Here is a 17,987-nt window from a genome sequence, read left to right on the forward strand (position 1 = left end):
GGTCAGTCCGTCCGCTCCGCGCCCGTGCCGCGGCTTTCGGCCAGGGCCCGCAGGGCGCGGGCGTCGCGGATCGCCGACTCCTTGGCGATGCCCGGCTGGATGCCGAGCACCGGCAGGCTGGTGCCGTCGCTCAGGTCGAGGAAGACCCAGGGGTCGCCGGGGCGCAGGTTGACCTTGAGGATCTCCGCCCAGGCGAGACGGCGGGTCCGGGTGATGTTGACGACGGTGACGCCCGCGTCGTCGGCGACGACCTTGGGGCGGCTGAGCAGGACGAGGACCCCGAGGAGCAGCGCGGCGGTGAAGACGAAGCTGGCGCGCTCCCCCGGTCCCAGACGTTCGAGCATCAGCGCGACGGCGGTGACGACGACGAACATCGCGACGCCCAGGGTCAGCAGCACGGCCCGGGTGCGCCCGGGACGGAAGGTGACCGGCAGGGCGGGGGTCGGTGCGTGGGACACGGGGGGTTCCTCGGGGCCTTCGGTGCGGGCGGTCCGTGCCGTCAGAGGCGGCAGGCGTGGATGGCGGTGGTGAGGATGGCGCGGGCGCCGATCTCGTACAGATCGTCCATGATCCGCTGCGCCTCCTTGGCGGGCACCATCGCGCGGACCGCGACCCAGCCCTCGTTGTGCAGCGGGGAGACGGTCGGCGACTCAAGGCCCGGGGTGAGGGCGACGGCCTGCTCCAGGTGTTCGGCGCGGCAGTCGTAGTCCATCATCACGTACGAGCGGGCGACGAGGACGCCCTGCAGGCGGCGGAGGAACTGCTGGACCTGCGGGTGGTCGTCGTCGGCGCCGTGGCGGCGGACCACGACGGCCTCGGAGGTCAGGATCGGCTCGCCGATGACCTCCAGGCCGGCGTTGCGCAGGCTGGTGCCGGTCTCGACGACGTCGGCGATGACCTGGGCGACGCCGAGCTGGATCGCGGTCTCGACGGCGCCGTCGAGGTGGACGACGGAGGCGTCGATGCCCTGGTCGGCGAGGTGCTTGGCGACGATGCCCTCGTAGGAGGTGGCGATCGTCATGCCGCCGAAGTCCTCGGGGCCCTTCGCCGTGCCCGGGCGGGTGGCGTACCGGAAGGTGGAGCGGCCGAAGTTCAGCGGCAGGATCTCCTCGGCGCTGGCGCCGGAGTCCAGGAGCAGGTCGCGGCCGGTGATGCCGATGTCCAGCTTGCCGGAGGCGACGTAGATCGCGATGTCCTTCGGGCGCAGGTAGAAGAACTCGACCTCGTTGTCGGGGTCGATCACCACCAGCTCCTTGGACTCCTTGCGCTGGCGGTAGCCGGCCTCATGGAGCATTGCCGACGCAGGTCCGGAGAGGGAACCCTTGTTGGGAACGGCGATGCGCAGCATGGGGTGAGCTTCCTTTGCCTGGGAGTTTTTCGGGAGTTGCCAGGGAGTTTTCGGAACGGTGGGACGGGTGTGCTCAGAGGTGGGCGTAGACGTCGTCGAGCGAGATCCCGCGGGCGACCATCATCACCTGGACGTGGTACAGCAGCTGCGAGATCTCCTCGGCGGCGGCTTCCTTGCCCTCGTACTCGGCGGCCATCCAGACCTCGGCGGCCTCTTCGACGACCTTCTTGCCGATGGCATGGACGCCCTTGTCCACCAGTTCCGCGGTGCGGGAGGTGGCCGGGTCGCCGGTCTCGGCCTTGAGCTTGAGCTCGGCGAAGAGCTCTTCGAAGGATTTGTTCGCCATGATGGTCCTAAGAGTACGGGGTGAGGTTCACGTCACTAGCGCCAGGGCTCGCTGACCGTGCGCAGCGTGGTCGCGGTGGCGACGGCGGCGGTGACGGCCTCGTGGCCCTTGTCCTCGGTGGAGCCTTCGAGGCCGGCCCGGTCGAGGGCCTGCTCCTCGGTGTCGACGGTGAGGACGCCGAATCCGACGGGTACGCCGGTGTCGATCGAGACCTGGGTGAGGCCGTGGGTGACGCCCTGGCACACGTACTCGAAGTGCGGCGTTCCGCCGCGGATGACGACGCCGAGCGCCACGATGGCATCGTAGCCGCGCCCGGCGAGGACCTTCGCCACGACCGGGAGCTCGAAGCTGCCGGGGACGCGGAGCAGGGTCGGCTCGTCGATGCCGAGCTCGCTCAGGGCGCGCAGGGCGCCGTCGACGAGTCCGTCCATGATCTTCTCGTGCCACTGCGCCGCGATGACCGCGACCCGCAGGTCGCCGCAGTTCTTCACGCTGAGGACGGGTGCGCCCTTGCCGCTCATGTTTCTCCCTAGCCGGTCGTTCGTACGTACGTGATTACTGGTTGCCGCAGGTGGAGGCCGGGGAGCCGTCCAGCCACGGGAGGTCGTGGCCCATCCGGTCCCGCTTGGTGGTGAGGTACCGGAGGTTGTGCTCGCCGGCCGTGACCGGCATGGGCTCGCGTCCCTCGACCCGGAGGCCGTACCGGGTGAGGGCGTGGATCTTGTCGGGGTTGTTGGTCATCAGGCGCAGGCTCCGGACGCCGAGGTCGGCGAGGATCTGCGCGCCGGCCGCGTAGTCGCGGGCGTCGGCGGGCAGTCCGAGTTCCAGGTTGGCGTCGAGGGTGTCGCGGCCGCGCTCCTGGAGCTCGTACGCGCGGAGCTTGGACAGCAGGCCGATGCCCCGGCCCTCGTGGCCCCGGAGGTAGACGACGACGCCGCGGCCGGCCTCGGTGATCCGGTCCATGGACGCCTGGAGCTGGGGGCCGCAGTCGCAGCGCAGCGAGTGGAAGATGTCGCCGGTCAGGCACTCGGAGTGGACCCGGACCAGGACGTCCTCGCCGTCGGCGAGGTCGCTGATGTCGCCGTGGACGAGGGCGACGTGCTCGACGCCGTCCACGGTGGAGCGGTATCCGTACGCGGTGAAGTCGCCGTGCGCGGTGGGCAGCTGGACCTCGGCCTCGCGGCGGACGGTCGGTTCGGCGGAGCGCCGGTAGGCGATCAGGTCCTCGATGGAGATGATCGTCAGGCCGTGCTTGCGGGCGAAGGGGACCAGCTCGGGCAGGCGCAGCATGACGCCGTCCTCGCCGGCGATCTCGACGATCGCCCCGGCCGGGCGGAGTCCGGCGAGCCGGGCCAGGTCGACCGCGGCCTCGGTGTGGCCGTTGCGGGCGAGGACGCCGCCGGGCTTGGCGCGGAGCGGGAAGATGTGGCCGGGGCGCACGAAGTCGCCCGGTTCGTGGCGGCCGCTCGCGAGCATCCGCAGGGTGGTGGCGCGGTCGGCGGCGGAGATGCCGGTGGTCACGCCGTGGTCGGGGGACGCGTCGACGGAGACGGTGAAGGCGGTCCGCATCGACTCGGTGTTGTGCTCGACCATCTGCGGGAGCTGGAGGCGCTCCAGCTCCTCGCCCTCCATGGGGGCGCAGATGAGGCCGCGGCACTCGCTCATCATGAAGGCGACGACTTCGGGGGTGGCCTTCTCGGCGGCGATGACGAGGTCGCCCTCGTTCTCGCGGTCCTCGTCGTCGACGACGACGACGGGGCGGCCGGCGGCGATGTCGCGGATGGCCTGCTCGACGGGGTCGAGGGCGAGGTCGGTGGCGTCCCAGATCGGCAGCGCGCTCATGCGTGGGCTCCTTCCAGAGCGGTGGCAGAGGTCGTGCGCGTCCGGAGCCACCAGTCGCGCATGCCCCAGACGACCAGGGCGAAGTAGATGACGTAGACCAGGCCGGAGAAGGCGAGGCCGCTGTTGAAGGCGAGCGGGACGCCGACGAGGTCGACGAGGAGCCAGGCGAACCAGAACTCGACGAGGCCGCGGGCCTGGGCGACCATCGCGACGAGGGTGCCGACGAAGATGTACGCGTCGGCCCACGGGCTCCAGGAGAGCGACGGGTAGAGGGTGAAGAGCCCGCCGACGGCGAGGGTGCCGAGGAGCGCGCCGCCGAGGAGCAGGCCGCGCTCCTTCCAGGTGGCGAAGCGGACGGCGATGGAGCCGTCCTGAGCCTGCTGCCTGCCCCGGTTCCACTGCCACCAGCCCCAGGCGGCGACGCCGATGACCAGGAGCTGCTTGCCGACGCCGCCGGAGAGGTGCGCGGAGGCGTAGGCGCCGACGAGGATCAGGCCGGAGAGCAGCTGGGCGGGCCAGGTGAGGATGGAGCGGCGCCAGCCGAGCGCGAGGGCTATGAGCCCGATCGTGTTGCCGATCATGTCGGACCACATGATGTGCTGGTCGAGGACGGTGAACGCCTCGGAGTTGAGCCAGTTCACTTCTCGTTCTCCTTGGCGTCCGCGCCGAGCAGCCGCTCGACGTACTTGGCGATGACGTCGACTTCGAGGTTGACCGGGTCGCCGGGCTGCTTGATGCCGAGCGTGGTCAGGTCGAGGGTGGTGGGGATGAGGCTGATGGTGAACCAGTCGTCGGCGACCTCGACGACGGTGAGGCTGACGCCGTCGACCGTGATCGAGCCCTTCTCGACGACGTACCGGGAGAGGTGGGCGGGCAGGCCGACCTTGACGAGCTCCCAGTGCTCGGAGGGGCTCCGCTCCAGGATGGTGCCGGTGCCGTCCACGTGGCCCTGGACGATGTGACCGCCGAGGCGGCCGCCGACGGCCATGGGCCGCTCCAGGTTGACGCGGGTGCCGACGTCCAGGGCGCCGAGGCTGGACCGCTTGAGGGTCTCGGCCATGACGTCGGCGGTGAACTCGCCGTCGCCGAACTCGACGACCGTGAGACAGACACCGTTGACGGCGATGGAGTCGCCGTGCTGGGCGCCTTCCGTGACCAGGGGGCCGCGGAGCCGGAAGCGGGAGGCGTCCTCCAGCTGCTCGACGGCGACGACCTCGCCCAGTTCTTCGACGATTCCGGTGAACACGGTCAGGCTCCCTTGAGGGTGGCGGTGATGCGGAGGTCGGTTCCGACGCGGACGGTCTCGGTGATGTCGAGCCGCAACGCGTCGGTGATGGTGCTGATTCCCGCGCCGGCGAGGGCGTTCGGGCCCGCCCCGAGGAGGACGGGGGCGAGGTAGCCGACGACCTGGTCGACGGCTCCCGCGGCGACGAAGGCGCCCGCGAGGGTGGGGCCGCCTTCGAGGAGGACGGAGCGGACGCCGCGCGCGTGGAGGGCGTCCAGGAGGGCGGGTACGGAGAGTCCGCGCTCGGCCCTGGGGAGGCGTACGACGTCGGTGAGCGCGGTGTCGGCGTCCTCGGCGACCGCGATCAGGGTGGGGGCGGCGTCGTCCAGGACCCGGGCGCCGGCCTTGACGGCGGTGGCCTCGGTGTCGACGACGACCCGGAGCGGCTGTACGGCCGCGTCGATGCCGCGGACGGCGAGGTGGGGGTCGTCGGTACGGGCGGTTCCGGAGCCGACGACGACGGCGTCGGCCTCGGCGCGCAGCCGGTGGACGTCGGCGCGGGACTCGGCGGAGGTGATCCAGCGGGAGGTGCCGTCGGCGGCGGCGATCCGGCCGTCGAGGGTGGCGGCGTACTTCCAGCGGACGAAGGGGCGGCCGCGGCGTACGGAGGTGAGCCAGGCGAGGTTGACGGCCTCGGCCTCGTCCTCCAGGAGGCCCTGCCGCACGTCGACGCCGGCCGCGCGCAGGGTGTCGGCGCCGCCGGTGGCCTGCGGGTTGGGGTCGCCGACGGCGTACACGACGCGGCTGATCCCGGCCTCGATCAGGGCCTGGGCGCAGGGGCCGGTGCGGCCGGTGTGGTTGCAGGGTTCGAGGGTGACGTAGGCGGTGCCGCCGCGGGCGAGGGCGCCCGCCTCGCGCAGGGCGTGGACCTCGGCGTGGGGGCCGCCGGCGCGCTGGTGCCAGCCCTCGCCGACCGGCCGGCCTGAGGCGTCGGTGACGACGCACCCGACGACCGGGTTGGGGCTGGTGGCGCCGAGTCCGCGTGCGGCGAGCTCGACGGCGCGTCGCATGGCGGTGATGTCGGCCTGCTGGGCCACCGGGTCCTCCTGCCTCTTCGGGCACGGACTCCGGGGCCTGTCGATGACGACAGAGAGCGGAACGACGCATTGCACAGGGTGCGCCGAGGCCGCGTCCTCCGGGTACGCCGATCGGTGTCGATGCGGCGACCAGCGGACGTACGGCCGGCACACCCCTGACAGGGGTCGCCCGCCGCGCACTGCCTCCCATCCGGACTTTCACCGTCGGTCCAGGAATTTCACCTGGTCAACCGGCCGCTGGCTGCGGACGGGTCGCGGACTATACCGCCGGTTCGGAATTACACCGACCCCGGAGTGCGCTGCTGCTGATACAGGGCCAGTGTGCCACGAGCCGCGCGGGGCGATGTGGCCGAGATCCTGTGGTCTGGCTCACAGAGTCCCACAGAACCCCTCTTTGGTCCAGACCTATTGACGCACTGGTCTAGTCCTCTTAATCTCCGTGTCACCTCCGAGGAACGGTCCGGCGGGGTGCGCACTCCACGGGCCCAACACGACCCACCCCCTTGTTCGTTGTGTTTTTTCACCTCCCCAGGAGGAACCGATCGTGTTGTCCCCCACCACGAAGAGAGCCTCGCTGCTCGCTTCCGGCGCGGCGGTCGCCGGACTTCTGCTCAGCTCGCTCTCCGGCGGCGTCTCGTACGCGGCCGACAACGAGTCCTGTCGCCCCGACGGGCTCTACAAGACCCCCGGCGTCGACGTCCCGTACTGCTCGGTCTACGACACCGAGGGCCGCGAGAAGATGGGCGCGGACCACCAGCGCCGGGTCATCGGCTACTTCACCGGCTGGCGCGACGGCAAGAACGGCCAGCCCGCGTACCTGGCCAAGGACATCCCGTGGGACAAGATCACCCACATCAACTACGCCTTCGGGCACATCGGCGGCGACAACAAGCTCTCCGTCGGCACGGACGGTCCCAACAACGCGGCCACCGGGATGACCTGGCCCGGTGTCGCCGGAGCCGAGATGGACCCCGCGTACGCCTACAAGGGCCACTTCAACCTGCTCAACAAGTTCAAGAAGCAGCACCCGAACGTGAAGACGCTGATCTCGGTCGGCGGCTGGGCCGAGACCGGCGGCTACTTCGCGGACAACGGCGACCGGGTCAACTCCGGCGGCTTCTACTCGATGGCCACCAACGCCGACGGTTCGGTCAACCAGGCCGGGATCGACACCTTCGCCGCCTCGGCCGTCGACTTCATCCGGAAGTACGGGTTCAACGGCGTCGACATCGACTACGAGTACCCGACGACCATGAAGGACGCCGGCAACCCGCTCGACTGGCAGCTCGCCAACGCGCGCCGCGCCGGACTCGTGCAGGGCTACGCCGCCCTCATGAAGTCCCTGCGCGAGAAGCTGGACACGGCGGGCGCCACCGACGGCAAGCACTACCTGCTCACCGTCGCCGCCCCCTCCTCCGGCTACCTGCTGCGCGGCATGGAGACCTTCCAGATGCAGAAGTATCTGGACTACGTCAACATCATGTCCTACGACCTGCACGGCGCCTGGAACGAATACGTCGGGCCCAACGCCTCCCTCTTCGACGACGGCAAGGACGGCGAGCTCGCCGCCGCCAACGTCTACGGCTCGGCGCAGTACGGCAACATCGGCTACCTCAACACCGACTGGGCGTACCACTACTTCCGCGGCTCGATGCCGGCCGGCCGCATCAACATCGGCCTGCCCTACTACACCCGCGGTCACAAGAACGTGCAGGGCGGCACCGACGGTCTGTGGGGCAAGGCCACCGCGACCACCTGCCCGGCCGGCGCCGGCCTGACCAAGTGCGGTGACGGCGCCACCGGCATCGACAACCTGTGGCACGACAAGGACACCAACGGCGTCGAGTCGCCCGCCGGCTCCAACCCGATGTGGCACGCCAAGAACCTCGAGAAGGGGATCGTCGGCGACTACGTCACGCAGTACGGCTTCCCGGCGAACACCACCCTGACCGGCACCTACGCCCGCAAGTACGACTCGACCCTGGTCGCGCCGTGGCTGTGGAACGCGCAGAAGAAGGTCTTCCTCTCCACCGAGGACGAGCAGTCGGTGGCCGCCAAGGCCGACTACGTGGTCAACAAGGGCATCGGCGGCACGATGGTCTGGGAGATGGCCGGCGACTACGCCTGGAACGCCACCAAGGGCCAGTACGAGATGGGCTCCACGCTCACCTCGCTGATGTACGACAAGTTCAAGGCGGCCACCCCGTACGGCGCGAAGAAGTCGAACAAGGCGCTGCCGACCCAGGCCGTGAAGATCGACGCCCAGTTCACCGAGTTCAAGCTGGGCGACTCGAACTACCCCATCACCCCGAAGATCAAGATCACCAACAACACCGCGACCGCCCTCCCCGGCGGCACGGAGTTCCAGTTCGACTACGGCACCTCGGCCCCGGCCAACGCCTCCGACCAGTCCGGCTTCGGCACCAAGGTCATCAGCAGCGACCACACGGGCAGCAACGTCGGCGGCCTGAAGGGCGACTTCCACCGGGTCTCCCTGAAGCTCCCGGCCTGGCAGTCGCTGGCCCCGGGCGCCACGGTCGACCTGGCGTTCAACTACTACCTGCCGGTGTCCACCCCCTCCAACTGGACGGTGAACATCAACGGCACGACGTACGCCCTCGCCGGCGACCTGGCGCGCGGCACGACGGTGGTGGAGCCGGGCACGACGACCCCGCCGACCACCCCGCCCACCACGCCTCCCACCACCCCGCCGACGACTCCCCCGACGACCCCGCCGACCACGCCCCCGACCACGCCGCCCACCGGCTGCGGCACGGTCCCGGCGTACGTGGCCGGCACGGTCTACAACTCGGGCAACGAGGTCTCCCACAACGGCCGCAAGTACCGGGCCCAGTGGTGGACCCAGAACGAGACGCCCGGCACGACCGGCGAGTGGGGCGTCTGGAAGGACCTCGGTCCCTGCTGACGCACCCCCGAGAAACCCCCGGCGGCGGACTTCACGGCCCTTGCCGCCGCCGGGCTCCCGCCGCGCCGCGCCCCCCTGTCCGGGGCGCGGCGCGTCCGCGTGTGCGGACCGGGGCCGGGGCGCGGCGGGTCCGCGTGTGCGGACCGGGGCCGGGAGGGTCAGGCTGGGGACATGGGCACGATCCTGGTCACCGGCGGCACGGGAACCCTCGGTCGGCCCGTCTGCGAGCGGCTGCGGGCGGACGGCCACGAGGTGCGGGTGCTCAGCAGGCACTCGCTCCCCTACGCCGTGGACCTGCGACAGGGCGGGTCGCTGCTGTACCGGGCGCTCGACGGGGTGGACGCGGTCGTGCACTGCAGCAACATCCGGCGCGGCGACCGGGACGCCGCCCGCGTCCTGATCGACGCCACGCGCCGGACCGCCGTACCCCACCTGTTGTACGTCTCGATCGTCGGCGTCGACCGGGTGCCGCTCGACTACTTCCGTACCAAGTACGCGGTGGAGCGCATGATCCAGGCCTCGGGCATCGGCTGGACGCTGCTGCGCACCACCCAGTTCCACGACCTGCTCCTCCAGCTGTTCCAGGGCCTCGCCAAGCCGCCCGTGATGCCGCTGCCCAAGGACCTGCGGGCCCAGCCGCTGGAGGTGACGGAGGCGGCCGCGCGCCTCGCCGAACTGGCCGCGGGGCCGCCGGTGGGCCGGGTCGAGGACATGGGCGGCCCCGAGATCCGCACCCTTCCCGATCTCGCCGGCTCCTATCTGCGGGCGGCCGGACGCCGGCGCCGCCTGGTGGAGGTCCCCTTGCCGGGCGGGACCTACCGGGGCCTGCGGCGCGGCGAGCACCTGGCGCCGGAGCGGACGGTGGGCCGCGTGACCTTCGACGAGTTCCTGACGCGACGCTTCAGCCGCTGACCGGGCCGTCGGCTCCGCCCGGCCACCGGCGCGTCAGCCGCTGACCGGCCCCCACCGGTCGTGGCCCGTGCCCGGCGCCATGTCGGTCTCCGTCATCGGGCCCGCCGGTTCCTCAAGGCCCGGCAGCGGCCAGCCCTGGAACAGGGACAGGACGGCGAGCACCAGGAACGCGACGCCGACGACCAGCGAGAGGGCCGGGCCGAACCGCCACAGCTTCTCCACGAAGATCACCGCCGCGAGCGCCGCCATCGCCAGGACGTTCATGACGCCGAGCGGTACGAGGACGATCATCAGCCCCCAGCAGCAGCCCAGGCAGTACAGACCGTGGTGCAGCCCGACCCTCAGGTCCCGGGCCCAGGGCCGGAAGCCGGCGTACCGCACGAGCGTGCCCATGGGGCTGCGGCAGTGCCGCAGGCAGACCGTCTTCAGCGGGCCGAGCTGGTGCAGCCCCGCGAGCAGGAACGCCGAGGCGCCGATCCAGCGCCCGGCGTCGGGGTGGTCCGCCACCAGGTCGCCGGTGAGGGCCAGGAGTCCGTACGCGAGCAGTCCGAAGGCCGTCCAGACCAGCAGGTAGCCGGCCACGAACTGGGTCAGCCGGGACGCGCGGGCGAGGCCGGTCGACCGGCGGCCGATGGCCCGGGCCCAGGTGACGGCGACCGGCGCCACGGACGGGAACATCATGGCGATCATCATGATCAGCCACAGCAGCAGGAACAGCGGGACGCCCATGCCCATGGTGCCGGGCTCGATCCCCATGTCGTGCGCCTGCGCGACCACCAGCACCCAGGCGAGCACCGCGAGGGCTGCCATCAGGGACCAGGCGAGTGCGAGTTCCCTCGGCGACAGCAGATTCGCCGGTCTCAGGGGCGGAGCGAGGGCCTTCCGGTCGAACCGCACCCTTCCAGCTCAGCACAGCGGCCGACGGGGCGCGCGACGGACGGCCGGACGCCCGATGGCACCGCCCGGGAAGGAGGCGGAGAATCGAAGGGGAGGGTTGTGCGAGGAGGCGGGCGTGATGTCCGGGACGACGGCGACGGTTCCGAAGTGGCACGTCACGGGAGACTGGTTCGACACCTGCCGGTGCGATGTGCCCTGCCCCTGCACGTTCGCGCAGCGGCCCACGTACGGCGAGTGCGACGGCGTGCTGGCCTGGCACATCCGTGACGGCCGTTATGGGGACGTGTCACTGGACGGTCTGAACGTGCTGATGCTCGCGTCCTTCGTCGGCAACGTGTGGGCCGGTAAGCACTCCGAACCGTACGCCGCGGTCTTCCTCGACGAGCGCGCGGACAGCAGCCAGCGCGAGGCGCTGCAGATGATCTTCGGCGGGCAGGCGGGAAGCTGGCCGGCCCAGTTCGGCGCGATGTTCGGCGCGGAGATGCGCGGCATGGAGTACGCCCCGGTCGAGGTCGAGGTCGCGGACGACCTGTCGAGCTGGCGGGCGGTCGTGCCCGGCCGGGTCGAGGCGAGCGGGGACGCCCTGGACGGTCCGACGACGCCGGAGGGCACGCGGGTGCAGTCGGTGAACATGCCGGGTTCGGAGACCGGGCCCGGCCAGGTCGTGACCTGGGGCCGCGCCCGGCGGAACCACGCCGACGCCTTCGGCTTCGAGTGGAGCAGGGACGGCCAGTCGAGCAAGCACATCCCGTTCGACTGGACGGGCCCGTGACACCCGACGCGCCGGCCGACCCGATCCGAACGACGGGCCCGGCACGCCGCTCCTTCTAGACCCCCGTCGCCGGTGGGCCGAAGAGGGCGTCCTGGGCCGCGTCGCGGGCGAGCAGGAGGGCGCCGCGCAGGACCGCCGCGTCGCCCAGGGTGCTCGGTCTGACCTCCGTACGGAGCGGGGAGAGGGACGCGAGGACCGCGTCCACCCGGGCGGCCAGCGCGGCGCCGCCGTGGTGGCCGGTCTCCCCACCGAGGACCACGCAGCCGGGGTCGAGGACGGAGACGACCGCCGCCGCGCCGACGGCGAGGCGCGCGGCCAGCGCGTCGAGGAAGGCGGCGTGGTCCGCGTCGGGACCGGCTGCCTGGTCCGCGTCGAGGACCGCTCCGTGGCCCGTGGGGAGCGCCTCGGCCGGGTCGAGGCCGTGGGCGGCGGCCAGGGTGCCGACGGCGGAGGCGCAGGCCAGTTCGTGGAATCCGCCGTCGCAGCCGGTGGCCGAAGGGAGCCCCGAGGTGCCCGGCACCGGCAGGAAGCCGATCTCGCCGGCGCCGCCGGAGGCTCCCCGGCGGAGTCTGCCGTCGAGGACGACCGCGGCGCCGACGCCCTGGCCGAGCCAGAGGAGGACGAAGTCCTCGCGGTCCCGGGCCGCGCCTTCGCGGAGTTCGGCGAAGGCGGCGAGGTTGGTCTCGTTCTCGACGAGGACCTGGGCGGGCAGCCGCTCCTGGAGGACGCCGACGAGCCTGCGGTGCCAGGCGGGCAGGCCGGTGGAGTCGCGCAGCTCGCCGCTGGCCGGGTCGATGAGGCCGGGAGCGCCGACGGCCACGGTGTGCAGCCGGTCGGCGCCCGCCTCCTTCACGGTCCGTTCCAGGAGGGCGACGGCCTTCTCGACGGCGGGACCGGTGCCGTGGTCGTCGCCGACGGGTACGGAGGCCTCCGCGAGCGTGGTGCCGAGCAGGTCGGCGACGGTGACGGAGACGGAGCTGGTGCGGACGTCGAGCGCGGCGAGGTGGGCGCGGTCGGCGACGATCCCGTACAGCTTGGCGTTGGGGCCCCGGCGTACGGCTCCGGACTCCCCCACGACGTGGACGAGTCCGGAGCCCTGGAGCCGCTCGACGAGGTCGGCGACGGTGGGCCGGGAGAGTCCGGTGAGGTTCTTGAGCTGAGTGGCCGTCAACGGGCCTTCGTCCTGGAGCAGTCGCAGGGCGACCCGGTCGTTGATGGCTCGTGCGGTGCTCGGGGATGCGGCCATGCGGCGATCCTCTCAGACGGGCTCCGGTGGGGGTCGCCGTTCTGCGGTCTATTTATCAGGCAGGGTTCCTGATAGTTTACCGCCCACGCCACCCGGCAGCGCCACACCACCACACCCAGGGAGGGCCCCATGGCGGCGGAGACCGTCACCAGCACCGAACGTCTGCGGCGGGCGCGCTTCGCCGTCGCCGCCGTGTTCTGCGTCCACGGCTCCGTGACCGGCAGTTTCGCGACCCGCATCCCCTGGATCCAGGAGCACGCGGGCGTGAGCGCCGGACAGCTCGGGCTCGCGCTCGCCTTCCCCGCCCTCGGCGCCTCGCTCGCGATGCCGCTCGCCGGGGCCGTCTCGCACCGCTTCGGCGCCCGGACCGCGCTGCGCGGTCTGCTCACGCTGTGGACGCTCGCCCTGACGCTGCCCTCGCTCGCCCCCAACGTCTGGGGGCTGTGCGCCGCGCTCTTCGTGTACGGCGCGACGGCCGGCATGTCCGACGTGGCGATGAACGCGCTGGGGGTCGAGACCGAGAACCGGCTCGGCAAGTCCATCATGTCGAGCCTGCACGGCATGTGGAGCGCGGGCGCCCTGATCGGCTCGGCGGCCGGCACGGTCGCCGCCCACCTCGGCGGCGACGCCCGCCTGCACCACCTGATCGCGGCCCTGGTCCTGACCGCCCTCGGCCTGCTCTTCTGCCAGGGCGTGCTCGACATGCGCAGCACCCCGGACGAGGAGGCGCCCCCGCGCTTCTCGCTGCCGCCGAAGTCCGCGCTGGTCATCGGCGCGGTCGGCTTCTGCGCGGTGTTCGCGGAGGGCGCCAGCCTGGACTGGTCGGCCGTCTACCTCCGGGACGAGCTGGGCACCTCCGCCGGGCTCGCGGCCGCCTCCACGACCGCCTTCGCACTGACGATGACCGTGGCACGGCTGGCCGGTGACCGGGTCGTGGACCGCTTCGGAGCGGTCCGTACGGTACGGGTCGGGGGCGCCGTCGCCACCCTCGGCGGGGTCCTGGTCGTCCTCGCCCCGCACGCCGCCCTCGCCATGGCCGGATTCGGCCTCATCGGGCTCGGGGTCGCGGTCGTCGTCCCGCTGGCCTTCGCCGCGGCCGGGCGCAGCGGCCCGAACCCCAGCCAGGCCATCGCGGGCGTCGCCACCATCACGTACACCTCGGGGCTCATCGCGCCCTCGGCGATCGGCGGCATCGCGGACGCGACCTCGCTGGTCTTCTCGTTCGGCCTGGTCACCCTGCTCGCCCTGGGTCTCGTCCTCGGCGCGGGGGTGCTCAGGTCCGGCGGCGCCGGCGGGGGCGAGACCGCGGGGGCGAAGGCGGCTCCGGAGAAGGCCCCGGGCCCGGTGGGGTGACGCGGCCCGGGCCCCGGACGCGCGTCCGGGGCCCCCGGCGGCGCATACCATGTGGCTGATCTTTTGCGGTCATGACACGGCCGCCGGAACCGGAGAACGGGAGCGACCTCATGAACCTCGGCGTGCGCTGGACCTTGCACGGCGACGGGAAGACACCCGCTCCCGGAGCCGTCGTCCGCCCGGACGAACGGCTCTCCTGGCCCCGTACGGTCGGCCTCGGCGCCCAGCACGTGGTCGCGATGTTCGGGGCGTCGTTCGTGGCGCCGGTCCTCATGGGTCTCGACCCCAACCTCGCGATCATGATGTCCGGTTTCGCGACCGCGATCTTCCTCCTCGCGACCCGCGGCACCGTCCCCTCCTACCTGGGCTGCTCGCTCTCCTTCGTCGGTGTCGCCGCCGCCATCCGGGCCTCCGGCGGCAGCAGCGCCACGGTGACCGGCGCGGTCCTCGTCGTCGGCGCGGTGCTCTTCCTCGCCGGTCTCGCGGTCCGGAAGTTCGGCGCCCGGATCATCCACGCGGCGATGCCGCCGATCGTGACCGGCGCCGTCGTCATGCTGATCGGCTTCAACCTGGCTCCGGTGACGGCGGCGACGTACTGGCCGCAGGACCAGTGGACGGCGCTCCTCGTGATGCTGTTCACCGGCCTCGCGGTCGTCTGTCTGCGCGGCTTCTGGTCCCGGATCGCGATCTTCCTCGGGCTGATCTTCGGCTACGGCATCTCGTGGATCTTCGACCTGGCCTTCGGGAAGATCAACTCGATGTCGGCGAGCGGTCAGATCACCGACCACTGGCGGCTCGACCTCTCCGGCGTCTCCAAGGCCGACTGGATCGGCCTGCCCTCGTTCCACGGGCCGAGCTTCGAGTGGTCCGCGATCCTCGTCGCGCTGCCCGTCGTCATCGCCCTGATCGCCGAGAACGCCGGACACGTCAAGGCCGTCGGCGAGATGACCGGCAAGCCGCTCGACGACCAGCTCGGCACCGCGATCGCCGCCGACGGCGCCGCCTCGATGCTCTCCACGGCCGTGGGCGGCCCGCCGAACACCACGTACTCCGAGAACATCGGCGTCATGGCGGCCACCCGGGTCTACTCGACGGCCGCCTACTGGGCCGCCGCCGGCTTCGCCCTGCTCTTCGGGCTCTGCCCGAAGTTCGGCGCGGTCGTCGCCGCGATCCCCGGCGGCGTCCTCGGCGGCATCACCGTGATCCTGTACGGCATGATCGGCCTGCTCGGTGCCCAGATCTGGATCAACGCCAAGGTCGACCTGCGCAACCCGCTCAACCTGGTCCCGGCCGCCGCCGGCATCATCATCGGCGTCGGAGGCGTGAAGCTGACCTTCACCGACACCTTCGAGCTCGGCGGCATCGCGCTCGGCACGATCGTCGTCATCACCGGCTACCACGTGCTGCGGGCCTTCGCCCCGGCCCACCTGAAGAGCCAGGAGCCGCTCCTGGACTCCGGCACCAGCTCGTACGAGAGCACGTCCGGCGAGGAACCGCTGTCGAAGAACTGAGGGATTCGCCCGTTCTGGGTAAGCCGGGCCCGAGAAGTTCCCTCCCGGGCCCGGCGGCTGGGAGCCTGCCCGCATGGCGCAGACCCAGCAGCTCGGACCGTTCCTGGCCGTCGACCCCGTGGTGGACCGGATGCGGGCACTCCGCGCGGGCTGGCACCCCGCCGACGGGGTGGCCGTCTTCAACCGGGTCTACCTGACCGTCACCGAGGAGATCGGCCACGTCCTCGACGCCGGCGGCTTCGCCGACCGGCGGGCCGCCGCCACCCTCGACGTACGGTTCGCGGAGCGCTATCTGACGGCGGTCGACGCCGCGGCCGCCGGCCGCCCCGCCCCCGCCTGCTGGCGGCCCCTGTTCCACTACCGCCGGCATCCCGGCGTACGGCCGCTGCAGTTCGCGCTGGCCGGGATCAACGCCCACATCGGGCACGACCTGGCCCTCGCCGTCGTCGACACCTGCCGCGAGCTGGACTGCGCGCCCGCCGACCTGGAGGACGACTTCGACCGGGTCGGCGACATCCTCGTCCTCCTGGAGGAGCGCATCCGGGAGGAACTGATGCCGGGCCCGGACCTCCTGGAGATCGCGGACCCGCTGACGCATCTGCTCGGCTGCTGGAGCCTCGACCGGGCCCGCGACGGGGCCTGGCTGGCCGCGCGCTCGCTGTGGCAGCTGCGCGGCCTGCCCGACCTGGCCGAGGAGTTCACCGAACGCCTCGACCGGTCGGTGGGCCTGGTGGGACGGATGCTGCTCACGCCCCTGACCAGGCCCTGATCCCCGAGGGACGGGGAGAGGCGGGGACTCAGTCCTCCGGCAGCTCGACCGGCGCGATCTCGTCGTACACGTCGCCCGGGCCCGGGTTGGTGGCGTCGGTGGCGCCGCCGAAGTGGTGCATCACGCCCCAGACCGCGTTGAGCGCCGTCTGCACCGCGCCCTCGGCCCAGCCGGCCGTCCACGAGATGTCGTCGCCCGCGAGGAAGATGCCCCGCTTGTCCTCGGGCAGCCGGTCCTGCATGAAGTGGGTGAACAGGCGCCGCTGGTAGCGGTAGTGACCGGGCAGGTTCGCCTTGAACGCGCCCATGAAGTAGGGCTCGTTCTCCCAGGAGACCGTCACCGGGTTGCCGATGATGTGCTTCCGGATGTCGACCTTGGGGTAGATCTCGCCGAGCGACTTCAGCATGACCTCCATCCGCTCGTTCGCCGAGAGCGGCAGCCACTTCAGGCTGTCGTCGCACCAGGTGTACGAGAGGCAGATGGTGGCCGGCTTGTCCGGGCCGTCGTCCAGGAGGTACGTGCCGCGGGTCATCCGGTCGGTCAGCGTCATCGACATGACGTCCCGGCCGGTCTCCTCGTCCTTGTCCAGCCAGAACGGCCGGTCGACGGGCACGAACAGCTTCGAGGACTCCATGTAGTGGGTGCGCTCGATCGCCGTCCAGTGGTCGATCGGGAAGAGCGAGTCGTCGCAGGCGATCTTGGAGAGCAGCATCCAGGACTGGGCGGTGAAGATCGCCGCCTGGTAGGTGCGGATGTCGCCGGAGGCGTCGGTGACCGTGATGCGGTTCCCGGCGGTCCGGTTGAGGCGGGTCACGGCCGGCTTGGGCGTGCCCCCGTGGAGGGAGCTGAGCGAGGTGCCCTGCGCCCAGTGGACGATCTTCTCCGGCTCGCGCTCCCACAGGCGCAGCGGCAGCTGCTGCGAGCCGCCCACGATGCCGCGGTGGTGGTCGTCGGCCTCGGTGTAGACGACCCGGAGGATCTCCAGGATGGAGTTGGGGAAGTCGGTGTCCCAGCCGCCGGTGCCGAAGCCGACCTGACCGAAGATCTCGCGGTGCCGGAAGGACTTGAAGGACTCCGACTCGCAGAGGAAGCCGTAGAAGGTCTGGTTGTCGAGCTTCTCGACGAGCCTGGACCAGATCTCGCGGATGCGCGGGACGTCGCGCTCGCGCATGGCCTGGTTCATGTCGGAGAAGTCGGCGCCCTCGTCGAGGCAGGCGTTCCACGCGTTCATCACGTCGCGGTAGACCTGCGGGAGGTCGTCGACGGTGGTGGCGTAGTGCGACTCGCCCTTCAGGTCGACGACGGTCGACGGGGTCGACTCGGCCAGCGGGTTCGGGAACGGCGTGGTCTCCAGGCCGACCAGGTCGATGTAGTGCTGGAGGGCGGTCGAGGAGGGCGGGAAGCGCATGGCGCCCATCTCGGCGGTGAGGCCCTCGGTGGCGGTGCCCTCGAAGCCGACGGTACGCAGCCGGCCACCGATCTGGTCGGCCTCGTAGACGACGGGCTTGAGGCCCATCTTCATCAGCTCGTAGGCCGCGATGATGCCGGAGAGCCCGCCGCCGATGACGGCGACCTCGGTGCCGTGCTCGGTCGCGGGTATCTGGCCGAGCCCGGCCGGGTGGGCCAGGAAGTCGTCGTAGGCGTACGGGAAGTCCGGACCGAACATGGTGATCGGCGGCTGGCCGTCGCTGTGGGGGACGGCGGTCGTGGGCACCGTGGACGTCATGGGGTACGGACTCCTTG

At 71.6% G+C, this 17,987-nt stretch carries 17 protein-coding genes and 1 riboswitch; of the genes, 6 read left to right on the forward strand and 11 right to left on the reverse strand.

Going from position 1 to position 17,987, the window contains the following annotated elements; all coding sequences use genetic code 11:
* Positions 1 to 2: 2 nt before the first annotated feature.
* The 8 genes from DEJ43_RS05075 to ribD form a co-directional block, all read right to left on the reverse strand.
* On the reverse strand, positions 3 to 458 hold the full coding sequence (locus DEJ43_RS05075; protein ID WP_015032240.1) for a PH domain-containing protein: 456 nt from the start codon (positions 456 to 458) through the stop codon (positions 3 to 5).
* A 41-nt stretch (positions 459 to 499) separates the two neighbouring features.
* On the reverse strand, positions 500 to 1,348 hold the full coding sequence (gene hisG / locus DEJ43_RS05080; protein WP_015032241.1) for an ATP phosphoribosyltransferase: 849 nt from the start codon (positions 1,346 to 1,348) through the stop codon (positions 500 to 502).
* A 73-nt stretch (positions 1,349 to 1,421) separates the two neighbouring features.
* Positions 1,422 to 1,694, reverse strand: a complete 273-nt coding sequence (locus DEJ43_RS05085; RefSeq protein WP_015032242.1) for a phosphoribosyl-ATP diphosphatase — start codon at positions 1,692 to 1,694, stop codon at positions 1,422 to 1,424.
* 35 nt (positions 1,695 to 1,729) lie between these two features.
* A complete protein-coding gene (gene ribH / locus DEJ43_RS05090) occupies positions 1,730 to 2,215 on the reverse strand; it encodes a 6,7-dimethyl-8-ribityllumazine synthase (protein WP_015032243.1) in 486 nt (161 codons plus the stop codon).
* 34 nt (positions 2,216 to 2,249) lie between these two features.
* Positions 2,250 to 3,536 carry a bifunctional 3,4-dihydroxy-2-butanone-4-phosphate synthase/GTP cyclohydrolase II gene (locus tag DEJ43_RS05095; protein ID WP_015032244.1) on the reverse strand — a complete coding sequence of 429 codons (1,287 nt, stop codon included), beginning with the start codon at positions 3,534 to 3,536 and terminating at the stop codon, positions 2,250 to 2,252.
* A complete protein-coding gene (locus tag DEJ43_RS05100; RefSeq protein ID WP_051026020.1) occupies positions 3,533 to 4,129 on the reverse strand; it encodes a nicotinamide mononucleotide transporter family protein in 597 nt (198 codons plus the stop codon). Before DEJ43_RS05100 ends, DEJ43_RS05095 begins: the two co-directional genes overlap by 4 nt.
* Positions 4,130 to 4,173: 44 nt before the next feature.
* Positions 4,174 to 4,782 carry a riboflavin synthase gene (locus DEJ43_RS05105; protein ID WP_015032246.1) on the reverse strand — a complete coding sequence of 203 codons (609 nt, stop codon included), beginning with the start codon at positions 4,780 to 4,782 and terminating at the stop codon, positions 4,174 to 4,176.
* 2 nt (positions 4,783 to 4,784) lie between these two features.
* Positions 4,785 to 5,858, reverse strand: a complete 1,074-nt coding sequence (gene ribD / locus DEJ43_RS05110) for a bifunctional diaminohydroxyphosphoribosylaminopyrimidine deaminase/5-amino-6-(5-phosphoribosylamino)uracil reductase RibD (RefSeq protein WP_041662127.1) — start codon at positions 5,856 to 5,858, stop codon at positions 4,785 to 4,787.
* Between the two features lie 172 nt (positions 5,859 to 6,030).
* A riboswitch (FMN riboswitch) is annotated at positions 6,031 to 6,160 on the reverse strand.
* 242 nt (positions 6,161 to 6,402) lie between these two features.
* On the opposite strand from ribD, the gene DEJ43_RS05115 reads away from it, so the two are divergent.
* Both DEJ43_RS05115 and DEJ43_RS05120 read left to right on the forward strand, forming a co-directional pair.
* Positions 6,403 to 8,784, forward strand: coding sequence for a chitinase C-terminal domain-containing protein (locus DEJ43_RS05115; protein WP_015032248.1), 2,382 nt, complete (start codon positions 6,403 to 6,405; stop codon positions 8,782 to 8,784).
* A 171-nt stretch (positions 8,785 to 8,955) separates the two neighbouring features.
* Complete coding sequence (locus DEJ43_RS05120) at positions 8,956 to 9,696, forward strand: SDR family oxidoreductase (RefSeq protein WP_015032249.1); 741 nt, start codon at positions 8,956 to 8,958, stop codon at positions 9,694 to 9,696.
* A gap of 33 nt (positions 9,697 to 9,729) precedes the next feature.
* Here DEJ43_RS05120 and DEJ43_RS05125 read toward each other — a convergent pair whose 3' ends face one another.
* Positions 9,730 to 10,593 carry a DUF2182 domain-containing protein gene (locus tag DEJ43_RS05125; protein WP_015032250.1) on the reverse strand — a complete coding sequence of 288 codons (864 nt, stop codon included), beginning with the start codon at positions 10,591 to 10,593 and terminating at the stop codon, positions 9,730 to 9,732.
* A 118-nt stretch (positions 10,594 to 10,711) separates the two neighbouring features.
* On the opposite strand from DEJ43_RS05125, the gene DEJ43_RS05130 reads away from it, so the two are divergent.
* Positions 10,712 to 11,365, forward strand: coding sequence for a DUF1326 domain-containing protein (locus tag DEJ43_RS05130; protein ID WP_041662129.1), 654 nt, complete (start codon positions 10,712 to 10,714; stop codon positions 11,363 to 11,365).
* A gap of 55 nt (positions 11,366 to 11,420) precedes the next feature.
* Here DEJ43_RS05130 and DEJ43_RS05135 read toward each other — a convergent pair whose 3' ends face one another.
* Positions 11,421 to 12,611: an ROK family transcriptional regulator gene (locus tag DEJ43_RS05135; RefSeq protein ID WP_071891157.1), complete on the reverse strand. Its 1,191-nt coding sequence runs from the start codon at positions 12,609 to 12,611 to the stop codon at positions 11,421 to 11,423.
* A gap of 129 nt (positions 12,612 to 12,740) precedes the next feature.
* Here DEJ43_RS05135 and DEJ43_RS05140 point away from each other — a divergent pair, with 129 nt between their 5' ends.
* The 3 genes from DEJ43_RS05140 to DEJ43_RS05150 all read left to right on the forward strand — a co-directional run bounded on the left by DEJ43_RS05140 (position 12,741) and on the right by DEJ43_RS05150 (position 16,244).
* Positions 12,741 to 13,964, forward strand: a complete 1,224-nt coding sequence (locus DEJ43_RS05140; RefSeq protein ID WP_015032254.1) for an MFS transporter — start codon at positions 12,741 to 12,743, stop codon at positions 13,962 to 13,964.
* A 110-nt stretch (positions 13,965 to 14,074) separates the two neighbouring features.
* A complete protein-coding gene (locus DEJ43_RS05145; protein WP_015032255.1) occupies positions 14,075 to 15,475 on the forward strand; it encodes a uracil-xanthine permease family protein in 1,401 nt (466 codons plus the stop codon).
* A 73-nt stretch (positions 15,476 to 15,548) separates the two neighbouring features.
* The gene (locus tag DEJ43_RS05150; RefSeq protein ID WP_015032256.1) at positions 15,549 to 16,244 is read left to right on the forward strand and encodes a DUF5995 family protein; all 696 of its coding nucleotides are present in this window, start codon (positions 15,549 to 15,551) and stop codon (positions 16,242 to 16,244) included.
* Positions 16,245 to 16,272: 28 nt separating this feature from the next.
* Here DEJ43_RS05150 and DEJ43_RS05155 read toward each other — a convergent pair whose 3' ends face one another.
* The gene (locus DEJ43_RS05155; protein WP_015032257.1) at positions 16,273 to 17,970 is read right to left on the reverse strand and encodes a flavin monoamine oxidase family protein; all 1,698 of its coding nucleotides are present in this window, start codon (positions 17,968 to 17,970) and stop codon (positions 16,273 to 16,275) included.
* Positions 17,971 to 17,987 lie beyond the last annotated feature (17 nt).

Source organism: Streptomyces venezuelae ATCC 10712, assembly GCF_008639165.1.
Lineage (GTDB): Bacteria > Actinomycetota > Actinomycetes > Streptomycetales > Streptomycetaceae > Streptomyces > Streptomyces venezuelae.

What these genes read in the sequence shown, in the direction of transcription:
- hisG (WP_015032241.1), bottom strand. Translation starts at nt 1,348, where the DNA reads ATGCTGCGCATCGCCGTTCCCAACAAGGGTTCCCTCTCCGGACCTGCG.
- DEJ43_RS05085 (WP_015032242.1), bottom strand. Translation starts at nt 1,694, where the DNA reads ATGGCGAACAAATCCTTCGAAGAGCTCTTCGCCGAGCTCAAGCTCAAG.
- ribH (WP_015032243.1), bottom strand. Translation starts at nt 2,215, where the DNA reads ATGAGCGGCAAGGGCGCACCCGTCCTCAGCGTGAAGAACTGCGGCGAC.
- DEJ43_RS05095 (WP_015032244.1), bottom strand. Translation starts at nt 3,536, where the DNA reads ATGAGCGCGCTGCCGATCTGGGACGCCACCGACCTCGCCCTCGACCCC.
- DEJ43_RS05100 (WP_051026020.1), bottom strand. Translation starts at nt 4,129, where the DNA reads ATGTGGTCCGACATGATCGGCAACACGATCGGGCTCATAGCCCTCGCG.
- DEJ43_RS05120 (WP_015032249.1), top strand. Translation starts at nt 8,956, where the DNA reads ATGGGCACGATCCTGGTCACCGGCGGCACGGGAACCCTCGGTCGGCCC.
- DEJ43_RS05130 (WP_041662129.1), top strand. Translation starts at nt 10,712, where the DNA reads ATGTCCGGGACGACGGCGACGGTTCCGAAGTGGCACGTCACGGGAGAC.
- DEJ43_RS05135 (WP_071891157.1), bottom strand. Translation starts at nt 12,611, where the DNA reads ATGGCCGCATCCCCGAGCACCGCACGAGCCATCAACGACCGGGTCGCC.
- DEJ43_RS05140 (WP_015032254.1), top strand. Translation starts at nt 12,741, where the DNA reads ATGGCGGCGGAGACCGTCACCAGCACCGAACGTCTGCGGCGGGCGCGC.
- DEJ43_RS05145 (WP_015032255.1), top strand. Translation starts at nt 14,075, where the DNA reads ATGAACCTCGGCGTGCGCTGGACCTTGCACGGCGACGGGAAGACACCC.
- DEJ43_RS05150 (WP_015032256.1), top strand. Translation starts at nt 15,549, where the DNA reads ATGGCGCAGACCCAGCAGCTCGGACCGTTCCTGGCCGTCGACCCCGTG.
- DEJ43_RS05155 (WP_015032257.1), bottom strand. Translation starts at nt 17,970, where the DNA reads ATGACGTCCACGGTGCCCACGACCGCCGTCCCCCACAGCGACGGCCAG.